Source organism: Pseudomonas sp. G5(2012), assembly GCF_000408945.1.
Classification (GTDB): domain Bacteria; phylum Pseudomonadota; class Gammaproteobacteria; order Pseudomonadales; family Pseudomonadaceae; genus Aquipseudomonas; species Aquipseudomonas umsongensis.
The window spans coordinates 158,375-177,249 of the sequence record NZ_APIO01000059.1 but is presented as its reverse complement, the minus strand read 5'-3'; the positions used below and the strand labels follow the sequence as shown (position 1 = coordinate 177,249).

Below are 18,875 nucleotides of genomic sequence, written 5' to 3'. Positions count from 1 at the left end.
GAGGGGATCCAATAAGCGCGCATTATGAAATAAGCAGGGCCAACCTTACAAAGTCTTTACTCGTTTTTCTGCTGCGCGGGAAATATATCGCCCACTTAACAGGGATTATTAGCAGATGAGCAGGAAAAAGGGCAGGAGTGAAGGCTGACGCCGGCAATGGCCAGCGTCAGCGCTAAGGCGTTACTTCAGTGCAGCAAAGGCGCGCTCGGCGGCATCCAGGGTCAGTTTCAGCTCGGCTTCGCCGTGGGCGATCGAGGTGAAGCCGGCTTCGAAAGCGCTTGGCGCCAGGTATACGCCACCTTCGAGCATCAAGTGGAAGAAGCGGCCGAACAAGGCGGCATCGCTGGCCATCACGTCATCGAAGGTCACAATGTCGTCGGCACCGCTGAAGTACAGGCCGAACATGCCACCGGCCTGGGTGGTCACGAACGGAATACCAGCCGCATCGGCACGCACTTGCAAACCGTCGAGCAGGCGGGTGGTGTAGTCGGTCAGTTCGTCGTGGAAGCCCGGACGGCTGATCAGGCGCAAGGTGGTCAGGCCCGCCGCCATCGCCAGCGGGTTACCCGACAATGTACCGGCCTGGTATACCGGCCCCAGCGGGGCGATACGCGACATGATTTCACGCTTGCCGCCAAAGCAACCGACCGGCATGCCGCCGCCAATGATTTTGCCGAAGGTGGTCAGGTCCGGTGTCACGCCGTAGTGAGCCTGGGCGCCGCCAAGGGCAACACGGAAACCGGTCATCACCTCGTCGAAAATCAGCACCACGCCGTGCTTGTCGCACAGGGTTCGCAGGCCTTCGAGGAATCCTGGGGCCGGCGGCACGCAGTTCATGTTGCCGGCGACCGGTTCGACGATGATGCACGCCACGTCCTGACCGACTTCGGCAAGCATGGCCTCGACGGCATCAATGTCGTTGAATGGCAGGGTCAGGGTGTGTTTGGCGAACGCCGCGGGTACACCCGCCGAGCTCGGCACGCCTTGGGTCAAGGCCCCGGAGCCGGCCTTGACCAGCAGGCTGTCGGAGTGGCCGTGGTAGCAGCCTTCGAACTTGATGATGCTGTCGCGACCGGTAAAGCCACGGGCCAGGCGGATCGCGCTCATGGTCGCTTCGGTGCCGGAGCTGACCATGCGCACCATTTCCATCGACGGCACCAGCGAGCAGACGAGATCCGCCATCTGGGTTTCCATCTCGGTCGGCGCGCCGTAGGACAAGCCGTGTTCAAGCTGCTTGCGCACGGCATCCAGGACTTGCGGGTGACTGTGGCCCAGGATCATCGGGCCCCAGGAACCGACGTAGTCCACATAGCGCTTGTCGTCTTCGTCGGTGACGTAGGCGCCTTCGGCATGCTTGAAGAACAACGGCGTGCCGCCAACGCTCTTGAATGCACGGACCGGCGAGTTCACGCCACCGGGGATGTGTTTCTGGGCATTGGCAAACAGGGTTTCGGAACGAGACATGATCGGGCTCTCAAATCAGATTTTCAGTAATTCGTTAAAGGCGCGGGCGCGGCGGGTCACTTCAGCCGTGCTCTCGGCGCCAAACAGGCCATGTACCACGGCGAGCAGATCGACCCCATGGGCCACCAGCGGGGCGGCGTTGTCGAGGGTGATGCCGCCGATCGCGCAGATCGGCAGATGCAGTTTGCTGCGGGCCTGGTCGAGCAGGTCGAGACTGCAGGTCGGGGCGCCGGGCTTGGTGTTGGAATTGAAGAAGCGGCCGAACGCGACATAACTGGCGCCTTCCCTGGCGGCTTGCTCGGCCAATTCAAGCTGCGCGTGGCAGGTCGAGCCGATGATCGCTTTGGAGCCGAGCAGGGCGCGGGTCGGCGACAGCGGGCCATCGGTCTGGCCCAGATGCACGCCCACGTTCAGGCGGGCCGCCAGCTCGGCGTCGTCGTTAATGATCAACTGGGTCTTGTAGCGTTCGCACAGGTCGCGCAAGGCTTCGGCTTCACGCAAACGACGGGCCTCATCGCTGCTCTTGTCGCGGTATTGCAGCAGGGTGACGCCACCTTCCAGCGCCGCCTCCACGTACGAAAGAAATTTACCGGCCAGCAACTGGCTGTCGGTAATGGCGTACAGGCCACGTAGTTTCATCAAGCAAGCCTCACCGCAGCTAATAGAGAGTTACGAACAGAAGTCCAGTGGCAGGCGGCGTGGCACGAATTGGCCTTTGCCCAACTGCTCCGCATCGCGCAGGGTGCGCCACGTGTAGTTAAGTGCAGTCTTTACGGCGCTGGCGAGGTTTTCACCTTGGGCCAGACGGCCGGCAAGCGCACTGGCCAAGGTGCAACCCGAGCCGTGATAGCTGCCCGGCAAACGTTGACAGGTGTAGGTTTCGCGCAAGCCGTCGCGGCTGTACAGGCGGTTGTGGATTTCGGTTTCGTCGCCATGGCCGCCGGTGATCAGCAGGTGTTTGACGAACGGCAGGAGTTTTTCAGCGCACTCATCCGCGGTGCCTTCAGGCAGTTCGGCGAGGATACGGGCTTCGGGAAGGTTGGGGGTGGCGATGATCGAGAGCGGCAGCAGGCGTTCGCGCATGGCGTAGCCGACTTCGTCCTTGCCCAGTCGACCTCCGCCACCGGCGCGCAGTACCGGGTCACAGACCACCGGCAAGTGCGGGTGCGCCGAAAGCAGTTCGACCACGGTGTCGACCATTTCCAGGGAGCCGAGCATGCCGAGCTTGACCGCCGCGACTTCGGAATCGTTGAGCACGGCATTGGCCTGGGCCAACACCCACTCACGGTCGAGCACGCGAAAGTCAGTGACATTGACGGTGTCTTGCACGGTCAGGGCGGTGACGGCCGGAGCCGCATGGCAACCCTGAGCGAGCAAGGCTTCGATATCTGCCTGCAAGCCGGCGCCACCACTTGGGTCGTGGCCGGAGAGACAGAGGACAACGGGGCGAGAGCTGTAGATATTCATGGTGCGCGAGCTTACCACCAAACATCTTTTTTCGAAGCCCGCCGCGCGACAGTCAAAAGATCGCAGCCTTCGGCAGCTCCTACAGGGTCTTCAGTTCGACGCGAAAACCGTAGGAGCTGCCGAAGGCTGCGATCTTTTGATTTTGTGACCAAACCAAACGCTCTATCTCAATAATTTTCGCTGGAACTACCGTTCTAGAGCCTTTGTGTGAAAAATTTCGGTAGTGCTCATTAGCCATCAACGGCTATGCTAGAGTGGATCCAAACCAATAACAGGTATCACCGGTTTTACGTCTACTCAAAAGGAATGGGGGGCTTCCTGACAAGACCGGACAGGCCATGCTGGGGCATAAATGCGCTATTTGCTGATGTTTGTGTTGTGTTTGCCCCTCTTGGCGAACGCCGTTGAGTTCAATGAACTCACCCGAAGCCTTCCCCTCGGGCGAACCCTGCAAGTGTTTGAAGACGCGGGTGGTCAGGCGACTGTCGCGGATATTCGTGCGCAGGCGGCAGCTGGCAACTTCAAGGCGCATGACAAGACCACCCTTAATGCCGGCTATTCGCGCTCGGTGTTCTGGCTCAAAATCGACCTGCATTACCGCCCTTCAAACCCGACTGCGCAACGGACCTGGCTGCTGGAGTTGGCTTACCCACCGCTTGATCACCTTGACTTGTATCTGCCTGACGCGAGCGGCAACTATCAATTGGCCAGGCAAACTGGCGACGCCTTGCCGTTCTCCAGTCGTGAAATACGCCAGAACAACTATCTGTTCACTTTGGAATTTACGCCTGACCAGGCGAAAACCCTGTACTTGCGCCTGCAAAGCCAAGGGTCGATCCAGGCGCCGGTTACGTTGTGGTCCAGTACGGCCTATCTCGAAGACCAACCGGTGCGCCTCTATGTGTTGGGGCTGATCTACGGTGTATTGCTGGGCATGCTGGTCTACAACCTGTTCATTTACCTCAGCGTGCGCGATACCAGCTATCTCTACTACATCTTCTACATCGCCTCGTTTGGCTTGTATCAGCTGTCGGTGAACGGCGCGGCCGTGCAGTATTTCTGGCCAGATAATCCCTGGTGGGCCAACGCTTCGACGCCTTTTTTCATCGGTTGTGCCGGATTGTTCGGTAGCCAGTTCGCCCGCAGCTTCCTGCAGACCGCCACCCTCAGCCGCTGGATGGACCGATTGCTGCTGGCGTTGGTGGCATTCAGCGCGCTGGTGGTCGGGTTGTCCCTGATGACCAGCTATGCCTTGGCCTTGCGCCTGGCCACGACCCTGGCCCTGACCTTCACGGTGGTGATTTTTGCCGCGGGGATTTTCGCCTGGTTGCGCGGGTTGCGGGTTGCGCGCTATTTCATCATTGCCTGGTCGGCGTTTCTGCTAGGCGGCATCATCAATACATTGATGGTGCTCGGTTACCTGCCGAATGTGTTCCTGACCATGTACTCCAGCCAGATTGGCTCGGCCATCGAAGTGGCGCTGCTGTCCATGGCCCTGGCCGACCGTATCAACGCCATGCGCGAGCAGCAGGCGCAAACCCTGCTCGACGCCGGGCAAAAACTTGAGGCGCTCAACCAGCAGCTGGCACACAGCAACAAGCTCAAGGACGAATTCCTCGCCACCCTGACCCACGAATTGCGTACGCCCATGAACGGCGTGATCGGATCGCTGGAGCTGATGCAAACCGTCGAGATGGACCCTGAGCTGGAGCAATATCAGCAAACGGCCGCCGGATCGGCGCGGGACATGATGCGCATGGTCAATGGCATTCTCACCCTGACCGAACTGCAGGCGGGCAAGCTCAAGGCTTCTGCGACCACCTTCAGCTTGCGCAACGTGGTGGAGGCATTGCGTGCCCAGTTCTACGGCAATGCCGCGAGCAAGTCGCTGGACTTCAAGGTCGACGTGGCACCGGATGTGCCGGATCGCTTGGACGGCGATAACGCCAAGCTGGCGCAATGCCTGGAGTGCCTGCTGGATAACGCCATCAAGTTTACCCGGGTCGGCGGGCTGGCGTTGCGGGTCACCGGGAAACCAGTCAACCCAGAGAGACTGGCGTTGTCCTTTGCGGTGATCGACACCGGTATCGGCTTCACTGACCTTGGAGAGGCGACGATGTATCAGCGCTTCTTCCAGCTCGATGGTTCGATGACGCGCGAGTACGGCGGCCTGGGTGTCGGCCTGGCCATCTGCCGGCAACTGGTGGAATTGCTTGGCGGACGCCTGACGCACCGCTCCGAGCCTGGGCGCGGCAGCCGTTTCCAGCTTGATGTCGAGTTTGACATTGCCACACCGCAGCGACCTGCCACACCGATCGCGACGCGGGAATCGCCGCGGCTGCGCCAGCCTCAGGATTGCAGCGTATTGCTGGTGGATGACAACAACGTCAACCAGTTGGTGATGCGCGGCATGTTGCTCAAGCTCGGGTTTCGCGTGCGCACCGCCGACAGCGGCCTGGCCGCGCTGGATTTTTTGCAGCGCGAAACCTTCGATGCGGTGCTGGTCGATTGTCAGTTGCAAGCGCTCGACGGTGTTTCCGTGTGCTGCCGGATCCGGGCATTGCCCGGTTACGCGCAAGTGCCGATATTCATGATCGCCCTGGGGACTGAGCTGGAGCGCTGCGAGAGCGGCGCGATGATTGACCATTTGAGCAAGCCGGTGAAATTCGAGGACTTGCAGGTCGCGCTTTATCGTCGCGTGCTCTGTTCCGAGCAGGGCGAAAGCGCCGACAGTTAGGCAGATATGACACTTTGATCGGCCAAGGGGCGGTGCTTAACTGAAGTCCCTTGGCTGAGCAAAGGAGCCCCGTCATGAACCTGCATCAGTTCGCCGAAACCCACGAAGTCACCAACCAGCCACCCTCGCTGGATGGCGCCAACCTGTATCGCATCGACCTGCCCCTGCAGGAGTGGGCGCGGCGCTTCGGGGCCGGTTGGGCCGAATCGCGGATCGATGCATACGGCGCACTCGCCGGCGGACCGCTGATGGCGGCGGGTTTCCTGGCCAATCAGAACAAGCCGATTTTCAGCAGTCATGATCGCTATGGACATCGTATCGACCTGGTGGAGTTTCACCCGGCCTATCATGAATTGATGCGCGCAGCGATCGAGCATGGCCTGACCTCGTTGCCCTGGGCGCACCCGCAGTCTGGTGCGCATGTCGCCCGCGCCGCCATGACCTACCTGCATAGCCAGGCCGAAGCCGGCAGCGGTTGCCCGTTGACCATGACCTTCGCCAGCGTCCCGGCACTGCGCCTGCAACCGGACCTGGCGGATCAATGGCTGCCGAAGATCCTGTCCACGGAGTATGACCCGCGTAATGTCGGCATGGCCCACAAGGCCGGCGTCACGATCGGCATGGCCATGACCGAGAAGCAGGGCGGCACCGATGTCCGCGCCAATACCACCAAGGCTTATCCGGTGGGCGCCAGCGGTCCTGGCCAGGCATACGAACTGGTGGGGCACAAGTGGTTCTGTTCGGCGCCCATGTGCGATGCCTTCCTGACCCTGGCGCAGACGGACAAGGGGCTGACCTGTTTCCTGCTGCCGCGGCATCGTCCGGATGACACGCGCAATCAGTTCTACATCCAGCGCCTGAAAAACAAACTCGGCAACTGTTCCAACGCCTCCAGCGAAGTGGAGTTTCGCGGGGCCTTGGCGTGGATGGTCGGTGAGGAAGGGCGCGGCGTGCCGACGATCATCGAGATGGTCGCCATGACCCGTTTCGATTGCATGGTCGGCTCAAGTTCGTTGATGCGCCAGGCGCTGACCCAGGCCAGCCACCACTGCGCCCACCGCAAGGTTGGCGGCAAGTTGCTCAGCGAACAGCCCCTGATGCAGAACGTGCTGGCGGACCTGGCGTTGGAAAGCGAAGCCGCCCTGGCCTTGAGCCTGCGCATGGGTCGGGCGCTCGATCATCTGGACGACTCACAGGAAGCCAAGTTCGCCCGGCTGGTGACAGCGGTGGGCAAGTACTGGATCTGCAAGCGCGCGCCGGCCATGATCAATGAAGCCGCTGAATGCATGGGCGGGGCGGGGTACGTGGAAGACAGCATCTTGCCGCGCCTGTATCGCGAGGCTCCGGTGAACTCGACCTGGGAGGGCTCCGGCAACGTGCAATGCCTTGATGTGCTGCGCGCCTTGTCCAAGGAACCGGGCGTGCTCGATGCATTGTTCAGCGAATTGGGTGATGGTCATGGCGATAAACGCCTGGCCGCGCACATCGCCCAATTGCAGTCGGCCTTCAAGGATACCGACGATATTCAATACCGTGCCCGGCAGTTGACCGAAGGCATCGCCCTTGGGTTACAGGCGAAGCTGTTGCTGGAGGCGGGGAATGTGGCGGTGAGTGATGGGTTTATCGCCAGTCGCCTGAATGGCGGTGGGCGGGTTTATGGCGGGTTGCCGCGTGGGTTGAATGTGGAAGCGATTGTTGCTCGTTCGACTCCGCAAGGTTTCTGAACTGTGGGAGCGAGCCTGCTCGCGAAAGCGATCTGTCAGCCACATCGATATTGGATGTGCCATCGCCTTCGCGAGCAGGCTCGCTCCCACAGGGGATCTGCGGCGCTCCCTGCATTTGTGTCGCCACTGTTCCCGTGAAGCGACGATACAGGCAAGATGAAGGCCTGCAAGTCAGAACACAGGATGCTGATCGTGACCGAAGCTTTTATTGTCGTTCAAACCGCCGAGCAAGCTGTAGACCGGCTTGCGCTCTTGCACAATCGTGCAACCACCGCTCTGAGCCAGGCGCTCAAGCGTTATCTCAAGGATCGTGTCGAGCCGGACGCCGAACAGCGGGCAATGTTTCGTTATCCCGAACTGCGTCTGACCTACCACTGCCAGGGCGAAGTCCCGCAGACCACGCGGGCCTACGCCAAGGTCCAGTTGCCAGGCACCTACAGCGTCACCGTCACCCATCCCGCTGCCTTCCGTAAATACCTGCTGGAGCAACTCGTGCCGTTGATGCACGACTTCACCGTGACCGTGGAGGTCGGTGTCAGCCAGCAGAACATTCCTTATCCATACGTGGTCGAGCAGGGCGATGAGTTGGCCGGCTCCGGTGTCACCGCCGCCGTGCTGGCGCGGGTGTTCCCGAGCACCGACCTGTCGGCGGCGACCGACGGTATTGCCGACGGCTTGTACGATTGGGAAAACACCGATCCGCTGCCCTTGGCGCTGTTCGATGCCGCCCGAGTGGATTTTTCCCTGCGCCGCCTGGTGCATTACACCGGTAGCGACTGGCGGCATGTGCAGCCATGGATCCTGCTGACCAACTATCACCGTTACGTCGACCAGTTCATCGTCCATGGCCTGGAGCAACTGCGCAAAGATCCGCGCTTCGTGCGCATGGTGCTGCCGGGTAATGTGATCATCGAAAAGAGCATGGATCACGGTGAAGCCTCGGCGATTGCCGCAGGTGTGGTCTGGCATCGCTACCAGATGCCGGCCTACCACCTGATTGCTACTGATGGCCACGGCGTGACCCTGGTCAATATCGGCGTCGGCCCGTCCAACGCCAAGAACATCACCGACCACCTGGCGGTACTGCGTCCGCATTGCTGGCTGATGATCGGCCACTGCGGCGGGTTGCGTCAGTCCCAGACCATTGGCGACTACGTGCTGGCCCACGCCTATATGCGCCGTGACGGCATTCTCGACCGGGTCGTGCCGCCAAATATTCCGATTCCGGCCTTGGCCGAAGTGCAGCTCGCACTGCAACAGGCGGCGGCCAACATCACCGGCGAGAAGGGCGACGAGCTGAAAAAGCGCCTGCGTACCGGCACCGTACTGACTTACGACGACCGTAACTGGGAGCTGCGCTGGGCTCAGGAGCGGCCGTTGATCAACTTGTCCCGCGCCGTGGCAGTGGACATGGAAAGCGGTACGATCGCGGCCCAGGGTTATCGCTTGCGGGTGCCTTACGGCACGTTGCTTTGTGTGTCGGACAAGCCCCTGCACAGCGAAATCAAGTTGCCTGGCTCAGCCAACGCCTTTTATGAGCGCGCGGTCAGCCAGCACCTGAAAATCGGTATCGAAGCCGTGGACTTGTTGCGCACAGAGCTCAACTCGTTGCACTCGCGCAAACTGCGCAGCTTCGACGAGCCGCCGTTCCGCTGATTTGGCGATGGTCATTTAACGGTCGGGCTACTAGCATTAGCAGCCCTGACCGTTAGATGTTCCTTCACCATGTCCCGTGTGCAACGTCCTGTTTCCCGCCGCCCTGGCGCAAAGCCATCCCCAGCAGCCCCGCGCCGTGTCGCCAAGGCGCCTCCCGCTGCGCCCAGGCTGATCCTGTTCAACAAACCCTTCGATGTGCTGACGCAATTCAGTGACGCAGAAGGGCGCGCGACCCTCAAGGACTACATCGATGTCCCGGGGATCTACCCCGCAGGACGGCTGGACCGCGACAGCGAAGGTCTACTGCTGCTGACCAACGACGGCCAGCTCCAGGCACGCATCGCCGACCCGAAACACAAACTGGCCAAGACCTACTGGGTGCAGGTTGAAGGCGAGCCGAGTGCCGAACAGTTGCAGCGCTTGCGTGACGGTGTCGAATTGAACGATGGCATGACCTTGCCTGCGCAGGCGCGGCAACTGGATGAGCCGCCGTTGTGGCCGCGTAACCCGCCGGTACGCTTTCGTAAAAGTGTGCCGACCAGTTGGCTGGAACTGGTGATTCGCGAGGGTCGCAATCGGCAGGTGCGGCGGATGACGGCGGCGGTCGGGTTGCCGACGTTGCGGTTGGTGCGTGTCAGGATCGGCGACTGGACGATCGAAGGGCTCGATCAGGGCCAGTGGAAGGAAGTGCCAGCGCGCTTATAAAGTGCCGGATTCGATCAGGCCAATGACCACGCTCTTGATCACAAATGCAGCAACGCCAAGGCCCAGCACGAAAAACAGAATAAACGAGCCAAACCGTCCGGCCTTGGACTTCTTCGCCAGATCCCAGACGATGAAACCCATGAAAATGATCAGGATGCTGACCAGGCCGGTCATCATCCACTCTTCGAAAACTGCAGGATCCATTGAACATCTCCGCGCGGGCGAGGCTAAAAGGGCGCGGCGAGTATACGCCAATGGATGTTGGCAATGAGTTGACCTGCGGCAGCGTGTCGCAGCTATTCGTCGCCCGACCTGCTCTCGTAGGAGCTGCCGAAGGCTGCGATCTTTTGATTTTGCTTTTAATAAACAAGATCAAAAGATCGCAGCCTTCGGCAGCTCCTACAGAAGCAGTTCAGCTGCGCAGATGAGTGAGCGGTAACTCAGTGCTGTTTAAAACCTGATTGAGCACAAAACTCGAGCGCACACTGGTCACCCCTTCAATCCGCGTCAAATGCCCCAGCAGCAATTTCTGGTAATGGTCCATGTCCGGCACCACGACCTTGAGTTGATAATCGGCATCCATCCCGGTCACCAGGCTGCACTCCAGCACCTGCGGCAAGGTGCGAATGGCGGCCTCGAAGTTTTCGAATCGTTCCGGCGTGTGCCGATCCATGCCGATGAGCACATACGCCGTCAGGCTCAGGCCAAGCATCTTACGGTCGAGCAGGGCGACCTGGCGGGTAATGTAGCCGTCGTCTTCCAGTTGCTTGACCCGCCGCGAGCAGGGGGAGGGCGACAGGCCAATGCGTTCGGCCAACTCCTGATTGGAGATGCGCGCATCGCGCTGCAATTCAGCCAAAATGCTCAGGTCATATCGGTCAAGTTTGCTCATCGAACGGTCCCTTGTCATAACTATTGCGACAGATTATCTATCCAGGGTTAAAAATTGCGCAAGTGATGTTTATTTGAGCAATATTCGCAATCCTCTGCCGGTGCTCCGGGCCTATTCTTATCACCAGAATCACTGCTCGGACAAACAGTCCAATGCGGCCCGCCGAATCAGGCCCGCCGCGGTCGCCACCCCCACAGGGGATGTGCTGGCCCCCGAGCTGCACACTGTCCAGAAGACGGCGTGAGGTGAGCCGACGTCAAAAGCGTCGAGCACGGACGAAGTTCTCAAGGGGAGGCCGACGGGTCTCCCCTTTTTCTTGCCTGTCATTTGGCACCCGCCCTCAATAAATAAGTTCCGCGACTGATAACCTGTTGCAGAACCGGCCTGTGCATTTCCAGTCTTACCTACAGGCCCTGACCCGTATAGAGGAAAAGCATGAGATTGCGCATCTGGCGGTTGGCCGGTGTTGGGCTGTTGTGTGTCAGTGTCACCGCGCAATCGCTGGCCGACCAGCCGCAAAACCGCGGTCCGGATGGCGGACAACACGAGGGCGGTGGCCATCAGGGCCATGCTGGCAACAACCCGCCGCGTCCGCAAAATGGCCAGCAACCGAATCAGCACAACGGCCAGAACCAAAATCAAGACAACGGCCAATGGCAGACCCGTCCAGCGCCGGACTACAACAGCCGGGTGCGTTCGCCGCCACCACCGCCGCAACTGCCGGCCAATGACCTGCCCATCCAGCCACGACCCGACACCGTGCAACAGACCCAACAGCCTCGGCGTGGTTACTATCAGGACGAGCCGCGGCGCAACGATCCCAACCCGCACTGGAATGGCTATATCGGCGCACCTTCCAACGACAGCAACCAGTGGCAGGGCCGTCCCAGTGGCCACGGCAACGGTTGGGGCCCCGGCCCGCAGTATCGTCCGGGGCACGTGATCGACCGCTTCCCGGATCGCGACTACCGTGTGCCCTATGGGGGCCGGGATTACTACTACTCCGGCGGCTACTGGTATCGCCCGCAAGGCCCGCGCTATGTGGTGGTTCAGCCGCCGCGCGGGATTCGCGTCCAGTACCTGCCTGATTATGCCCGTGAGGTCTGGATCGATGGCTCATTGCTGTTCCTGGTAGCCGGCGCCTACTACGCCTATCAGGAAAACACTCAGGACTACAGGGTGGTCGAGCCGCCTGGCCAGCCGTTGGCCACCGGCAATGGTTACGACGTGGAGGCTTATCCGGCCAACGGCCAGTCACCGGAGCAGATCAACCAGGATGGATACGATTGCTATCGCTGGGCGGTCGAGCAGAGTGGTTTTGATCCGAGGGTCGACACCTGGCAACCGGACCCGGCGGTGGTGCAGGCCTACCGCCAGGCCCAGGGTGGTTGCCTGGATGGTCGCGGTTATCGGGTGACGTTCTGAGCACCGGCCTTGACGACTTCCTGCGGATCGGCGTGCACCAGCACTTCGGCCCGCGGGTAGGCGGCGTGAATGGCGTCGGCGGCCTGGTCGCTGATGCCATGGGCGACTGACAGGGTCAGTTCCCCCGGCAACTCCAAGTGCAGCTGCACAAACCACTGGTTGCCGGAAATCCGCGTGCGCAAATCATGGGCGCCCAGTACCCCCGGTACTCCGCAGGCCAGCTCCAGCATGTGCTGGCTGACATCCGGCGGCAGCTCCTCATCCATCAAGACCGCAAAGCTTTCCCGAGCGATCGTCACCGCGCTCCAGAAGATGTAGGCGGCAATGCCCAGGCCGAACCACGGGTCGACCTGATGCCAGCCAAACCCGGCCAGCACCAGCGCCACCAGGATGCTGCCATTGAGCAGCAGGTCCGAACGGTAATGCAGGGAGTCGGCGCGCACCGCGTTGGAGCCGGTGGCCTTGACCACGCGATGCTGCACCATCAGCAGCGCCAGGGTCAGGCCCAGCGAGAACACGATCACCCCGATGCTGATCCACGGTGCACCCACCGGTTCCGGATGCTTGAGCCGATCCCATGCCTGTAGCGCAATCAACACCGCACTGCCGCCGATAAACAGCGCCTGGGCCATGCCGGCCAATGACTCGGCCTTGCCATGCCCGTAGCGATGGTCGTCGTCGGCCGGGCGCAAGGCGTAGTGCACGGCCAGCAGGTTGAGCAGCGAAGTCACGCCGTCAAGCGCCGAGTCGGTCAACCCGGCGAGCATGCTCACCGAGCCGCTCAGCCACCAGGCGATGGCTTTGGCGACGATCAGCGTGCAAGCCACCGCCACCGAGGCACGGGTTGCCAGCCGCAGCAGGCGGGCGTGTTCGACGCTTGAGATCATGGGTGCGGATTTTCCTTATCGTGCCCCGATTACGCGGCGGGTTGCAGGCCGAACATGGCCAGTTGCTGGGCGCTGCCCTTGTGCTGGATCAGGCGTGGATCGTCCAGCGGCAAGCTGCGGCCCGTTTCACGCTCCAGGATGGTCTGCAACTTGAGGTTATCGACCTTGCCGTCGGCACCGATGGCTTCCTTGAGTTTTTCCGGCGCCACCTGTGCGGTTTCGCCCGGTGCGTAGTAAATCGCGCCGGTGGCGAAATCCACGGCGAACGCGATCAGGCCGGGGATGATATAGAACAGCAGGCCCACGGCATCGAGCACGGCAATGGCCGGGTCGATCTTGCCGTCGATCTGGCCACGGCGATCAGGGTAGAAAATCGAACCGCATGCGGTGATCTGCGTTAGCAGGGTCGCGATCAATACACCGCCAATCAGGCGAAAGGGAACACGCATGTGAAATCTCCTGGGTAATTTCAAAACGAAGCGTAGTCGGTAGAAATTAAGACCCTGACGAACGCCCCGCAGTTCGCCGTTATACTCGCCGCTCTGTTTGGGAGCCAGCATGATTTCTTTGCCGATTGATGAAGTTTTACCCGCTCTGCGTGAAGCCCTCGCTGCACGCCACGAAGCCGTGCTCGAAGCACCGCCCGGTGCCGGTAAGACCACCCGTGTGCCCTTGGCCTTGCTGGATGAGCCGTGGCTGGCCGGGCAGACGATCCTGATGCTCGAACCGCGCCGCCTGGCCGCGCGGGCGGCAGCGGAGCGCCTGGCCAGTGAGCTGGGCGAGAAGGTCGGCGAAACCGTGGGTTATCGCATTCGGCTCGACAGCAAGGTCGGCCCCAACACCCGAATCGAAGTGGTTACCGAGGGCATCCTTACCCGGCGTTTGCAGGACGATCCGGCGCTCGAGGGCGTGGGCCTGTTGATCTTCGACGAGTTCCACGAACGCAGTCTCGACGCCGACCTGGCGCTGGCCTTGAGCCTCAATGGCCGGGAACTGTTCCGTGACGATCAGCCGCTGAAAATCCTCTTGATGTCGGCCACCCTGGAAGGCGAACGGCTGGCCGGATTGCTCGACGACGCGCCGATCCTGCGCAGCGAAGGGCGCATGTACCCGGTGGCAATGCGCTGGGGCCGGCCATTCCAGGCAGGCGAATTCATCGAGCCACGGCTGGTTCAGACCATTCTCGAAGCCTTGAGCGACGAAACCGGCAGCGTGCTGGTGTTCCTGCCGGGGCAGGCCGAGATCCGTCGCGTGCATCAACAACTGGCCGATGCGCTGGGCGATAACACGCAAATCCTGCTCTGCCCATTACACGGTGAACTGGACCTCGCCGCGCAACGGGCGGCGATTGATCCGGCGCCGCCGGGTCAACGCAAAGTGGTGCTGGCCACCAACATCGCCGAGACCAGCCTGACCATCAATGGCGTGCGGGTGGTGATCGACGCCGGGTTGGCGCGGGTGCCGCGCTTCGATCCCGGCAGCGGCATGACCCGTCTCGATACACAACGGATTTCCAAAGCCAGTGCTACCCAGCGTGCGGGCCGGGCAGGGCGACTGGAACCGGGTGTGTGCTATCGCTTGTGGTCGCAGGATCAGCACGAACAATTGGCGGCTTATGGCAGTGCGGAAATTCTTTCGGCGGATCTCGCCGGGTTGGCGCTGCAGCTGGGGCGTTGGGGCGTAGCACCGGGCCAGCTGGTTTGGCTTGATGTACCTCCGGCAGCCGCTTATGCACAAGCTCAGGACTTGCTGGTTCGTCTGGGCGCGCTGGAGGGTGAAGCACTGACCCGCCACGGTCAGGCCATGGCCGAGCTGCCGGCGCATCCTCGTATCGCGCACCTGTTGTTACGTGGACAGGCGCTCGGCTTGGCGGAGATGGCTTGCGATGTCGCGGCCTTGCTCGGCGAGCGCGATATCCTGCGTGGCGCCGGTGCCGACTTGCACAGCCGATTGGCGCTGTTGTCCGGCGAAGCGCGCGGCGCTCGTGGTGCCCAGGGCGGCGTACAACGGGCCCGGCAACTGGCACGGCAATATCGCGGCTATCTGCGCGCCAAGGCGTCGGAGCCGGTCAGCGATCCCGATCATCCACGCTGGCTCGGTGCGCTGCTGGCCTTGGCCTATCCCGACCGCGTCGCCCAACAGCGCCGTGCCGGCGGCGCCGAGTATCGCCTGGCCAATGGTCGCGCCGCGCTGTTCGCCGAGGCCGACAGCCTGATGAAGCAGCCGTGGCTGGTGATCGCCGATCTCGGCAGCCGTCAGGGCCAGCGTGAGGAGCGGATTTATCTGGCGGCGGATTTCGATCCGGCGTTGTTCGACTCGGTACTGGCCGAACAGGTGCGATGCGTCGATCAGCTGGATTGGGATGAGCGCGAAGGTGTGCTGCGGGCCGAGCGCCAACGCAAGGTGGGCGAGCTCATCCTCAGCCGCGAACCGCTAACCGGTCTCGATGAAGCCGCCCGCAGCCAGGCGCTGGTCAACCTGGTGCGACGCAAAGGCCTGGAGCTGCTGCCGTGGACTCCGGAGTTGCGCCAGTGGCAGGCACGGGTGGCGTTATTGCGCCAGCTGGACCTGGGTGGAAAGGGCGAAAGCGATTGGCCAGATGTCAGCGATGCTGCGCTGCTGAACACCCTTGAGCATTGGCTGATGCCGTATCTGGGCAAAGTCTCGCGCCTCAGTCATTTCGCCAATCTCGACCTCTCGAGCATCGTTCACAACCTGTTGCCATGGCCGCTGCCGCAACGCTTGGACGAGTTGGCGCCCCACCACTTGAGCGTGCCATCGGGTTCATCGATTCGCCTGGATTACAGCGAGCAGCCGCCGATTCTGGCCGTGCGCTTGCAGGAGCTGTTCGGCCTGGCTGAAACCCCACGCATCGCCGGTGGCCGGCAGGTGGTCAAGTTGCATTTGCTGTCCCCGGCGCGAAGGCCCGTGCAGGTGACCCAGGACCTGGCGAACTTCTGGCGCAGCACTTACGCCGAGGTGAAAAAAGACCTCAAGGGACGCTACCCGAAACATTACTGGCCGGACGACCCGCTGGTGGCCGAAGCCACGGCACGGATCAAGCCGCGCAAGCCATGACGCCGCGATCTACGGCGCGGCGGGCAGCAGGAACCGTGCAATCACCGGCAGATGATCGGAGATGCGCAGGGTATCGTCTTGCCGCACCGTCGCCTCGACCCGTTTGATTCGCGGGCTGTAGAACAGATAGTCGACGGTCCGGTCCGGGCCGTTCAAGCCGGTATCGTTGGGGTAATGGGTCAGCCAGCGCGCGCGGTCGATGCCACTGGATTCGTTGTTGGTGGGAATCATCGGGTACTTGTCCCACAACAGATGCAGGGCGCTGTCGGCGGAGTAGGGGGTGCGCTGTTCGCTGGGCAGGCGCTGGTATTGCCCCAGCGGCAGCAGGTTGAAGTCGCCACCGATCAGCCAGGGCGTGCCGCGGCTTTCGAACTTATCGAGAACCTTGGCCACGGCCGCGATCTGTGCCTGCAGCGTCTCGTCAGGTTGGGTCGCTCGCTCCAGATGGGTATTGAGGACGGCGAGCTGGCCGCCGTCGCTCAATGGCAGGTACGTCACCAGCAAGGCGTTTTTCGGCTGGAACTGGCGACTGATCGGGTTGGCCGATGCGATGGGCAATTGCAGGCGTTCGGCGTGCTCGATCCGATAGCGACTCAGGGTCGCCAGTTGCCGGCCGACGCTGCCGAAAATGTGCGGGTTGGGCACGAAGTCAGCCTTCCAGTCGAAGGCATGGGCGCTGCACGGATACAGGTCGGCGAGCCGCTCCTGCAGCAGTTTGAGCTGGTTCTGGTAATCGCTGGCCTTGGCGCCGTCATCGAGTTCCTGCAGCAGCACGACATCCGGCTGCTCGTCGCGGATCACTCGCGCCACTTCGTCGAGGCTGAAGGCCATGTCTTCCGGTGTTGGGGAATCGTCGTTGCCGGCGGCCAGGTCATTCCAGAAGACATAGCGCTTGCCCGCCAGGTACTGGACGTTCCAGGTCATGACCTTCAGTGCCTGGCCGGGTGCCAGCCCTGGCGCTTGAGTACTGCACGCGACCGGCGCTATTTCCCTGGCTTCGGGGCGCCAGGTCAGGCTGTACGTCATTACGCAGACTACGCCGATGACGATCAACAGTCCCAGCAAGGTGTAGCGCAGTAGTCGGGGCATGGCTCGGCTTATCGCGTTACGGAAGTTGCCTCCGAGCATACCCGACTGACGAGCGGTCGCCCACGGTCAACGTGGTCCATCGATTTTTTCCGGTACTTCGCTGATCAGCATGAACAGGCGGAACAGCACCACGCTGGTGAACAGTTGCAAGAAACTGTGGGCACTGTCGATCAGCATTGAGATAGCCGGGTTTTGCGGCTCAGGGTACGCCGCCAACGTTGCACCCTTGAGCAACCACAACGGCCCCATTACACACAGGATGCACACCAGGATGCGCATGAAGTGGCCACGGGTCAGGCGCAGGCTTTCCTTCATGGCCTGCAATGGCGCCAAGCCACGCAGCACCAGCAGGTACTCGCCGAAAGCCAGGGTCACCATCAGCCAGATGCCCGGCAGGAAGTACAGCGACAAGCCCAGCAGGATCAGCAATGTGTTCAGGGCGGTCAGCAAGGCGAAACGCGGCCACAGATAGGCGGACCTCGACAGCAGCTCGCGGTTACTGGGCGATTCGCCTCGGCTGCGGGCATCGAGGAACAGGATCAGGGCGGCGGTGTACAACGGATAGACCAGCAAGCCGACGATCACACTGATACCGGGGAAACTGTCCGGCTCGGTGGAATGGTCAACCACTTGTTGCAACAGGGCCTCGATGATCACCAGTGGCAGGCACAGCTGCACGATCTGGCCCAGATTGCGTTTGAAGAAATACAAGGAGTCACGCAGTACATCGAACGGATTCATCGGTTGGTATCGCTGGTTGAAAGCAGTGGCCCACTTTAACCGATGATGCGCGGGAGGGCGCAAACGTAAACGTTCGGTAAAGCTCATTGAAACAACTTGTTTCAGCCTCCATTAAGGTCGAGCGCCTTATCCTCTATGGGCAAAGGCAACGATTTTCCCGGCAATCTACGAGGTCGCCATGAACAGCGAAGAACAAACCCTGATCGATGGACTGTTTTCCCGGCTGCAACAGGCCGAGACGGACTCAGCCCCGCGCGACGCCCAAGCCGAGGCGCGGATCAAGGAACACCTGGTGCGCCAACCGGCGGCCGGTTATTTCATGACCCAAGCGATTCTGGTGCAGGAGGCGGCGATCAAGAGCCTCGACGGGCAGAACCAGCAGCTGACTGCGCAAATCCAGAAATTGCAGGCCGAACTGCAGCAAGCCAAGGCGCAAACGCCGGCCCCTGCGTCGAGCGGCGGCTTTTTGTCGAGCATTTTTGGTGGTAGTTCGCAGCCTGCGCCAACGCAAAGTGCGCCGGTGTCTGGCGGTGGTGGCTGGCGCGAGCCGGCGCGGCCTTCGTTCAACACGCCGCCGCAACAGAGCTTCGGTGCTTCTCCACAGCAGGGCTATGCACCCCAGCAACAGGCCCCCGCAGCGAGTAGCGGCTTTCTCGGTGGGGCGCTGAAGACCGCGGCCGGTGTGGCGGGTGGCGTGATGCTGGCACAAGGCATCAGCAGTCTGTTCCACCACAACCAGGCACCGCAGGAAGTCGTCGAAGTCATCAAGGAAGAACCGGCCCAGGTCAACGACCAGGGCAACAATGGCTGGGGCGATGACCAGCGCATGGCTGGCAATGAGCCCTATGCCAACGACCAGGGCGGTTTTGCCGATGCTGACTACAACGATGACAGCTCATCGTTCTTTGGCGGCGACGACGACTCCTTCGTCTGATTCACCATTCGTCCGGGGCGCTGCGGCGCTTCGGGCCGATTATTCGCGAAACTCTGCTTTTGGCTGGCATACTGGG

At 61.6% G+C, this 18,875-nt stretch carries 16 protein-coding genes; 7 read left to right on the top strand and 9 right to left on the bottom strand.

Annotated elements, in window-relative coordinates; genetic code table 11:
* Nucleotides 1-180: 180 nt before the first annotated feature.
* The 3 genes from hemL to PG5_RS18945 are packed head-to-tail and all read right to left on the bottom strand — an operon-like array spanning nt 181 to nt 2,931.
* Complete coding sequence (gene hemL / locus PG5_RS18955; RefSeq protein WP_020798736.1) at nt 181-1,464, bottom strand: glutamate-1-semialdehyde 2,1-aminomutase; 1,284 nt, start codon at nt 1,462-1,464, stop codon at nt 181-183.
* Between the two features lie 15 nt (nt 1,465-1,479).
* A complete protein-coding gene (gene thiE / locus PG5_RS18950) occupies nt 1,480-2,103 on the bottom strand; it encodes a thiamine phosphate synthase (protein WP_020798735.1) in 624 nt (207 codons plus the stop codon).
* Between the two features lie 30 nt (nt 2,104-2,133).
* The gene (locus PG5_RS18945) at nt 2,134-2,931 is read right to left on the bottom strand and encodes a hydroxymethylpyrimidine/phosphomethylpyrimidine kinase (protein WP_042955499.1); all 798 of its coding nucleotides are present in this window, start codon (nt 2,929-2,931) and stop codon (nt 2,134-2,136) included.
* Between the two features lie 352 nt (nt 2,932-3,283).
* Here PG5_RS18945 and PG5_RS18940 point away from each other — a divergent pair, with 352 nt between their 5' ends.
* The 4 genes from PG5_RS18940 (at nt 3,284) to PG5_RS18925 (ending at nt 9,753) form a co-directional block, all read left to right on the top strand.
* Nucleotides 3,284-5,668 (top strand): hybrid sensor histidine kinase/response regulator, encoded by a 2,385-nt coding sequence (locus tag PG5_RS18940; protein ID WP_020798732.1) that lies wholly within the window; start codon nt 3,284-3,286, stop codon nt 5,666-5,668.
* Between the two features lie 74 nt (nt 5,669-5,742).
* Nucleotides 5,743-7,392 (top strand): acyl-CoA dehydrogenase family protein, encoded by a 1,650-nt coding sequence (locus tag PG5_RS18935; protein WP_020798731.1) that lies wholly within the window; start codon nt 5,743-5,745, stop codon nt 7,390-7,392.
* Nucleotides 7,393-7,548: 156 nt separating this feature from the next.
* The gene (gene amn, locus PG5_RS18930) at nt 7,549-9,048 is read left to right on the top strand and encodes an AMP nucleosidase (RefSeq protein ID WP_020798730.1); all 1,500 of its coding nucleotides are present in this window, start codon (nt 7,549-7,551) and stop codon (nt 9,046-9,048) included.
* Between the two features lie 69 nt (nt 9,049-9,117).
* Complete coding sequence (locus PG5_RS18925) at nt 9,118-9,753, top strand: pseudouridine synthase (RefSeq protein ID WP_020798729.1); 636 nt, start codon at nt 9,118-9,120, stop codon at nt 9,751-9,753.
* Here PG5_RS18925 and PG5_RS18920 read toward each other — a convergent pair.
* Nucleotides 9,748-9,957 carry a DUF2788 domain-containing protein gene (locus PG5_RS18920; RefSeq protein ID WP_007937369.1) on the bottom strand — a complete coding sequence of 70 codons (210 nt, stop codon included), beginning with the start codon at nt 9,955-9,957 and terminating at the stop codon, nt 9,748-9,750. The genes PG5_RS18925 and PG5_RS18920 overlap by 6 nt on opposite strands.
* A gap of 208 nt (nt 9,958-10,165) precedes the next feature.
* Complete coding sequence (locus tag PG5_RS18915; RefSeq protein ID WP_007894448.1) at nt 10,166-10,645, bottom strand: Lrp/AsnC family transcriptional regulator; 480 nt, start codon at nt 10,643-10,645, stop codon at nt 10,166-10,168.
* Between the two features lie 435 nt (nt 10,646-11,080).
* Here PG5_RS18915 and PG5_RS18910 point away from each other — a divergent pair, with 435 nt between their 5' ends.
* On the top strand, nt 11,081-12,070 hold the full coding sequence (locus tag PG5_RS18910) for a DUF6515 family protein (protein ID WP_020798727.1): 990 nt from the start codon (nt 11,081-11,083) through the stop codon (nt 12,068-12,070).
* Here PG5_RS18910 and PG5_RS18905 read toward each other — a convergent pair.
* Complete coding sequence (locus PG5_RS18905; RefSeq protein ID WP_020798726.1) at nt 12,052-12,957, bottom strand: cation diffusion facilitator family transporter; 906 nt, start codon at nt 12,955-12,957, stop codon at nt 12,052-12,054. The genes PG5_RS18910 and PG5_RS18905 overlap by 19 nt on opposite strands.
* 29 nt (nt 12,958-12,986) lie before the next feature.
* Nucleotides 12,987-13,406: a hypothetical protein gene (locus PG5_RS18900; protein ID WP_020798725.1), complete on the bottom strand. Its 420-nt coding sequence runs from the start codon at nt 13,404-13,406 to the stop codon at nt 12,987-12,989.
* 109 nt (nt 13,407-13,515) lie between these two features.
* On the opposite strand from PG5_RS18900, the gene hrpB reads away from it, so the two are divergent.
* Nucleotides 13,516-16,035 (top strand): ATP-dependent helicase HrpB, encoded by a 2,520-nt coding sequence (hrpB, locus tag PG5_RS18895; protein ID WP_020798724.1) that lies wholly within the window; start codon nt 13,516-13,518, stop codon nt 16,033-16,035.
* A gap of 9 nt (nt 16,036-16,044) precedes the next feature.
* Here hrpB and PG5_RS18890 read toward each other — a convergent pair whose 3' ends face one another.
* Both PG5_RS18890 and PG5_RS18885 read right to left on the bottom strand, forming a co-directional pair.
* On the bottom strand, nt 16,045-17,124 hold the full coding sequence (locus PG5_RS18890; RefSeq protein ID WP_020798723.1) for an endonuclease/exonuclease/phosphatase family protein: 1,080 nt from the start codon (nt 17,122-17,124) through the stop codon (nt 16,045-16,047).
* A 66-nt stretch (nt 17,125-17,190) separates the two neighbouring features.
* Nucleotides 17,191-17,865, bottom strand: coding sequence for a YciC family protein (locus PG5_RS18885; protein ID WP_020798722.1), 675 nt, complete (start codon nt 17,863-17,865; stop codon nt 17,191-17,193).
* 178 nt (nt 17,866-18,043) lie between these two features.
* On the opposite strand from PG5_RS18885, the gene PG5_RS18880 reads away from it, so the two are divergent.
* Nucleotides 18,044-18,799, top strand: coding sequence for a DUF2076 domain-containing protein (locus PG5_RS18880; RefSeq protein WP_020798721.1), 756 nt, complete (start codon nt 18,044-18,046; stop codon nt 18,797-18,799).
* Nucleotides 18,800-18,875: the final 76 nt, after the last annotated feature.

Coding starts and splice junctions, on each gene's coding strand:
- amn (WP_020798730.1), top strand. CDS start 7,549: ATGAAGGCCTGCAAGTCAGAACACAGGATGCTGATCGTGACCGAAGCT.
- PG5_RS18900 (WP_020798725.1), bottom strand. CDS start 13,406: ATGCGTGTTCCCTTTCGCCTGATTGGCGGTGTATTGATCGCGACCCTG.
- PG5_RS18920 (WP_007937369.1), bottom strand. CDS start 9,957: ATGGATCCTGCAGTTTTCGAAGAGTGGATGATGACCGGCCTGGTCAGC.
- thiE (WP_020798735.1), bottom strand. CDS start 2,103: ATGAAACTACGTGGCCTGTACGCCATTACCGACAGCCAGTTGCTGGCC.
- PG5_RS18945 (WP_042955499.1), bottom strand. CDS start 2,931: ATGAATATCTACAGCTCTCGCCCCGTTGTCCTCTGTCTCTCCGGCCAC.
- PG5_RS18905 (WP_020798726.1), bottom strand. CDS start 12,957: ATGATCTCAAGCGTCGAACACGCCCGCCTGCTGCGGCTGGCAACCCGT.
- PG5_RS18890 (WP_020798723.1), bottom strand. CDS start 17,124: ATGCCCCGACTACTGCGCTACACCTTGCTGGGACTGTTGATCGTCATC.
- PG5_RS18915 (WP_007894448.1), bottom strand. CDS start 10,645: ATGAGCAAACTTGACCGATATGACCTGAGCATTTTGGCTGAATTGCAG.
- PG5_RS18935 (WP_020798731.1), top strand. CDS start 5,743: ATGAACCTGCATCAGTTCGCCGAAACCCACGAAGTCACCAACCAGCCA.
- hrpB (WP_020798724.1), top strand. CDS start 13,516: ATGATTTCTTTGCCGATTGATGAAGTTTTACCCGCTCTGCGTGAAGCC.
- PG5_RS18880 (WP_020798721.1), top strand. CDS start 18,044: ATGAACAGCGAAGAACAAACCCTGATCGATGGACTGTTTTCCCGGCTG.
- PG5_RS18925 (WP_020798729.1), top strand. CDS start 9,118: ATGTCCCGTGTGCAACGTCCTGTTTCCCGCCGCCCTGGCGCAAAGCCA.
- hemL (WP_020798736.1), bottom strand. CDS start 1,464: ATGTCTCGTTCCGAAACCCTGTTTGCCAATGCCCAGAAACACATCCCC.
- PG5_RS18910 (WP_020798727.1), top strand. CDS start 11,081: ATGAGATTGCGCATCTGGCGGTTGGCCGGTGTTGGGCTGTTGTGTGTC.
- PG5_RS18885 (WP_020798722.1), bottom strand. CDS start 17,865: ATGAATCCGTTCGATGTACTGCGTGACTCCTTGTATTTCTTCAAACGC.
- PG5_RS18940 (WP_020798732.1), top strand. CDS start 3,284: ATGCGCTATTTGCTGATGTTTGTGTTGTGTTTGCCCCTCTTGGCGAAC.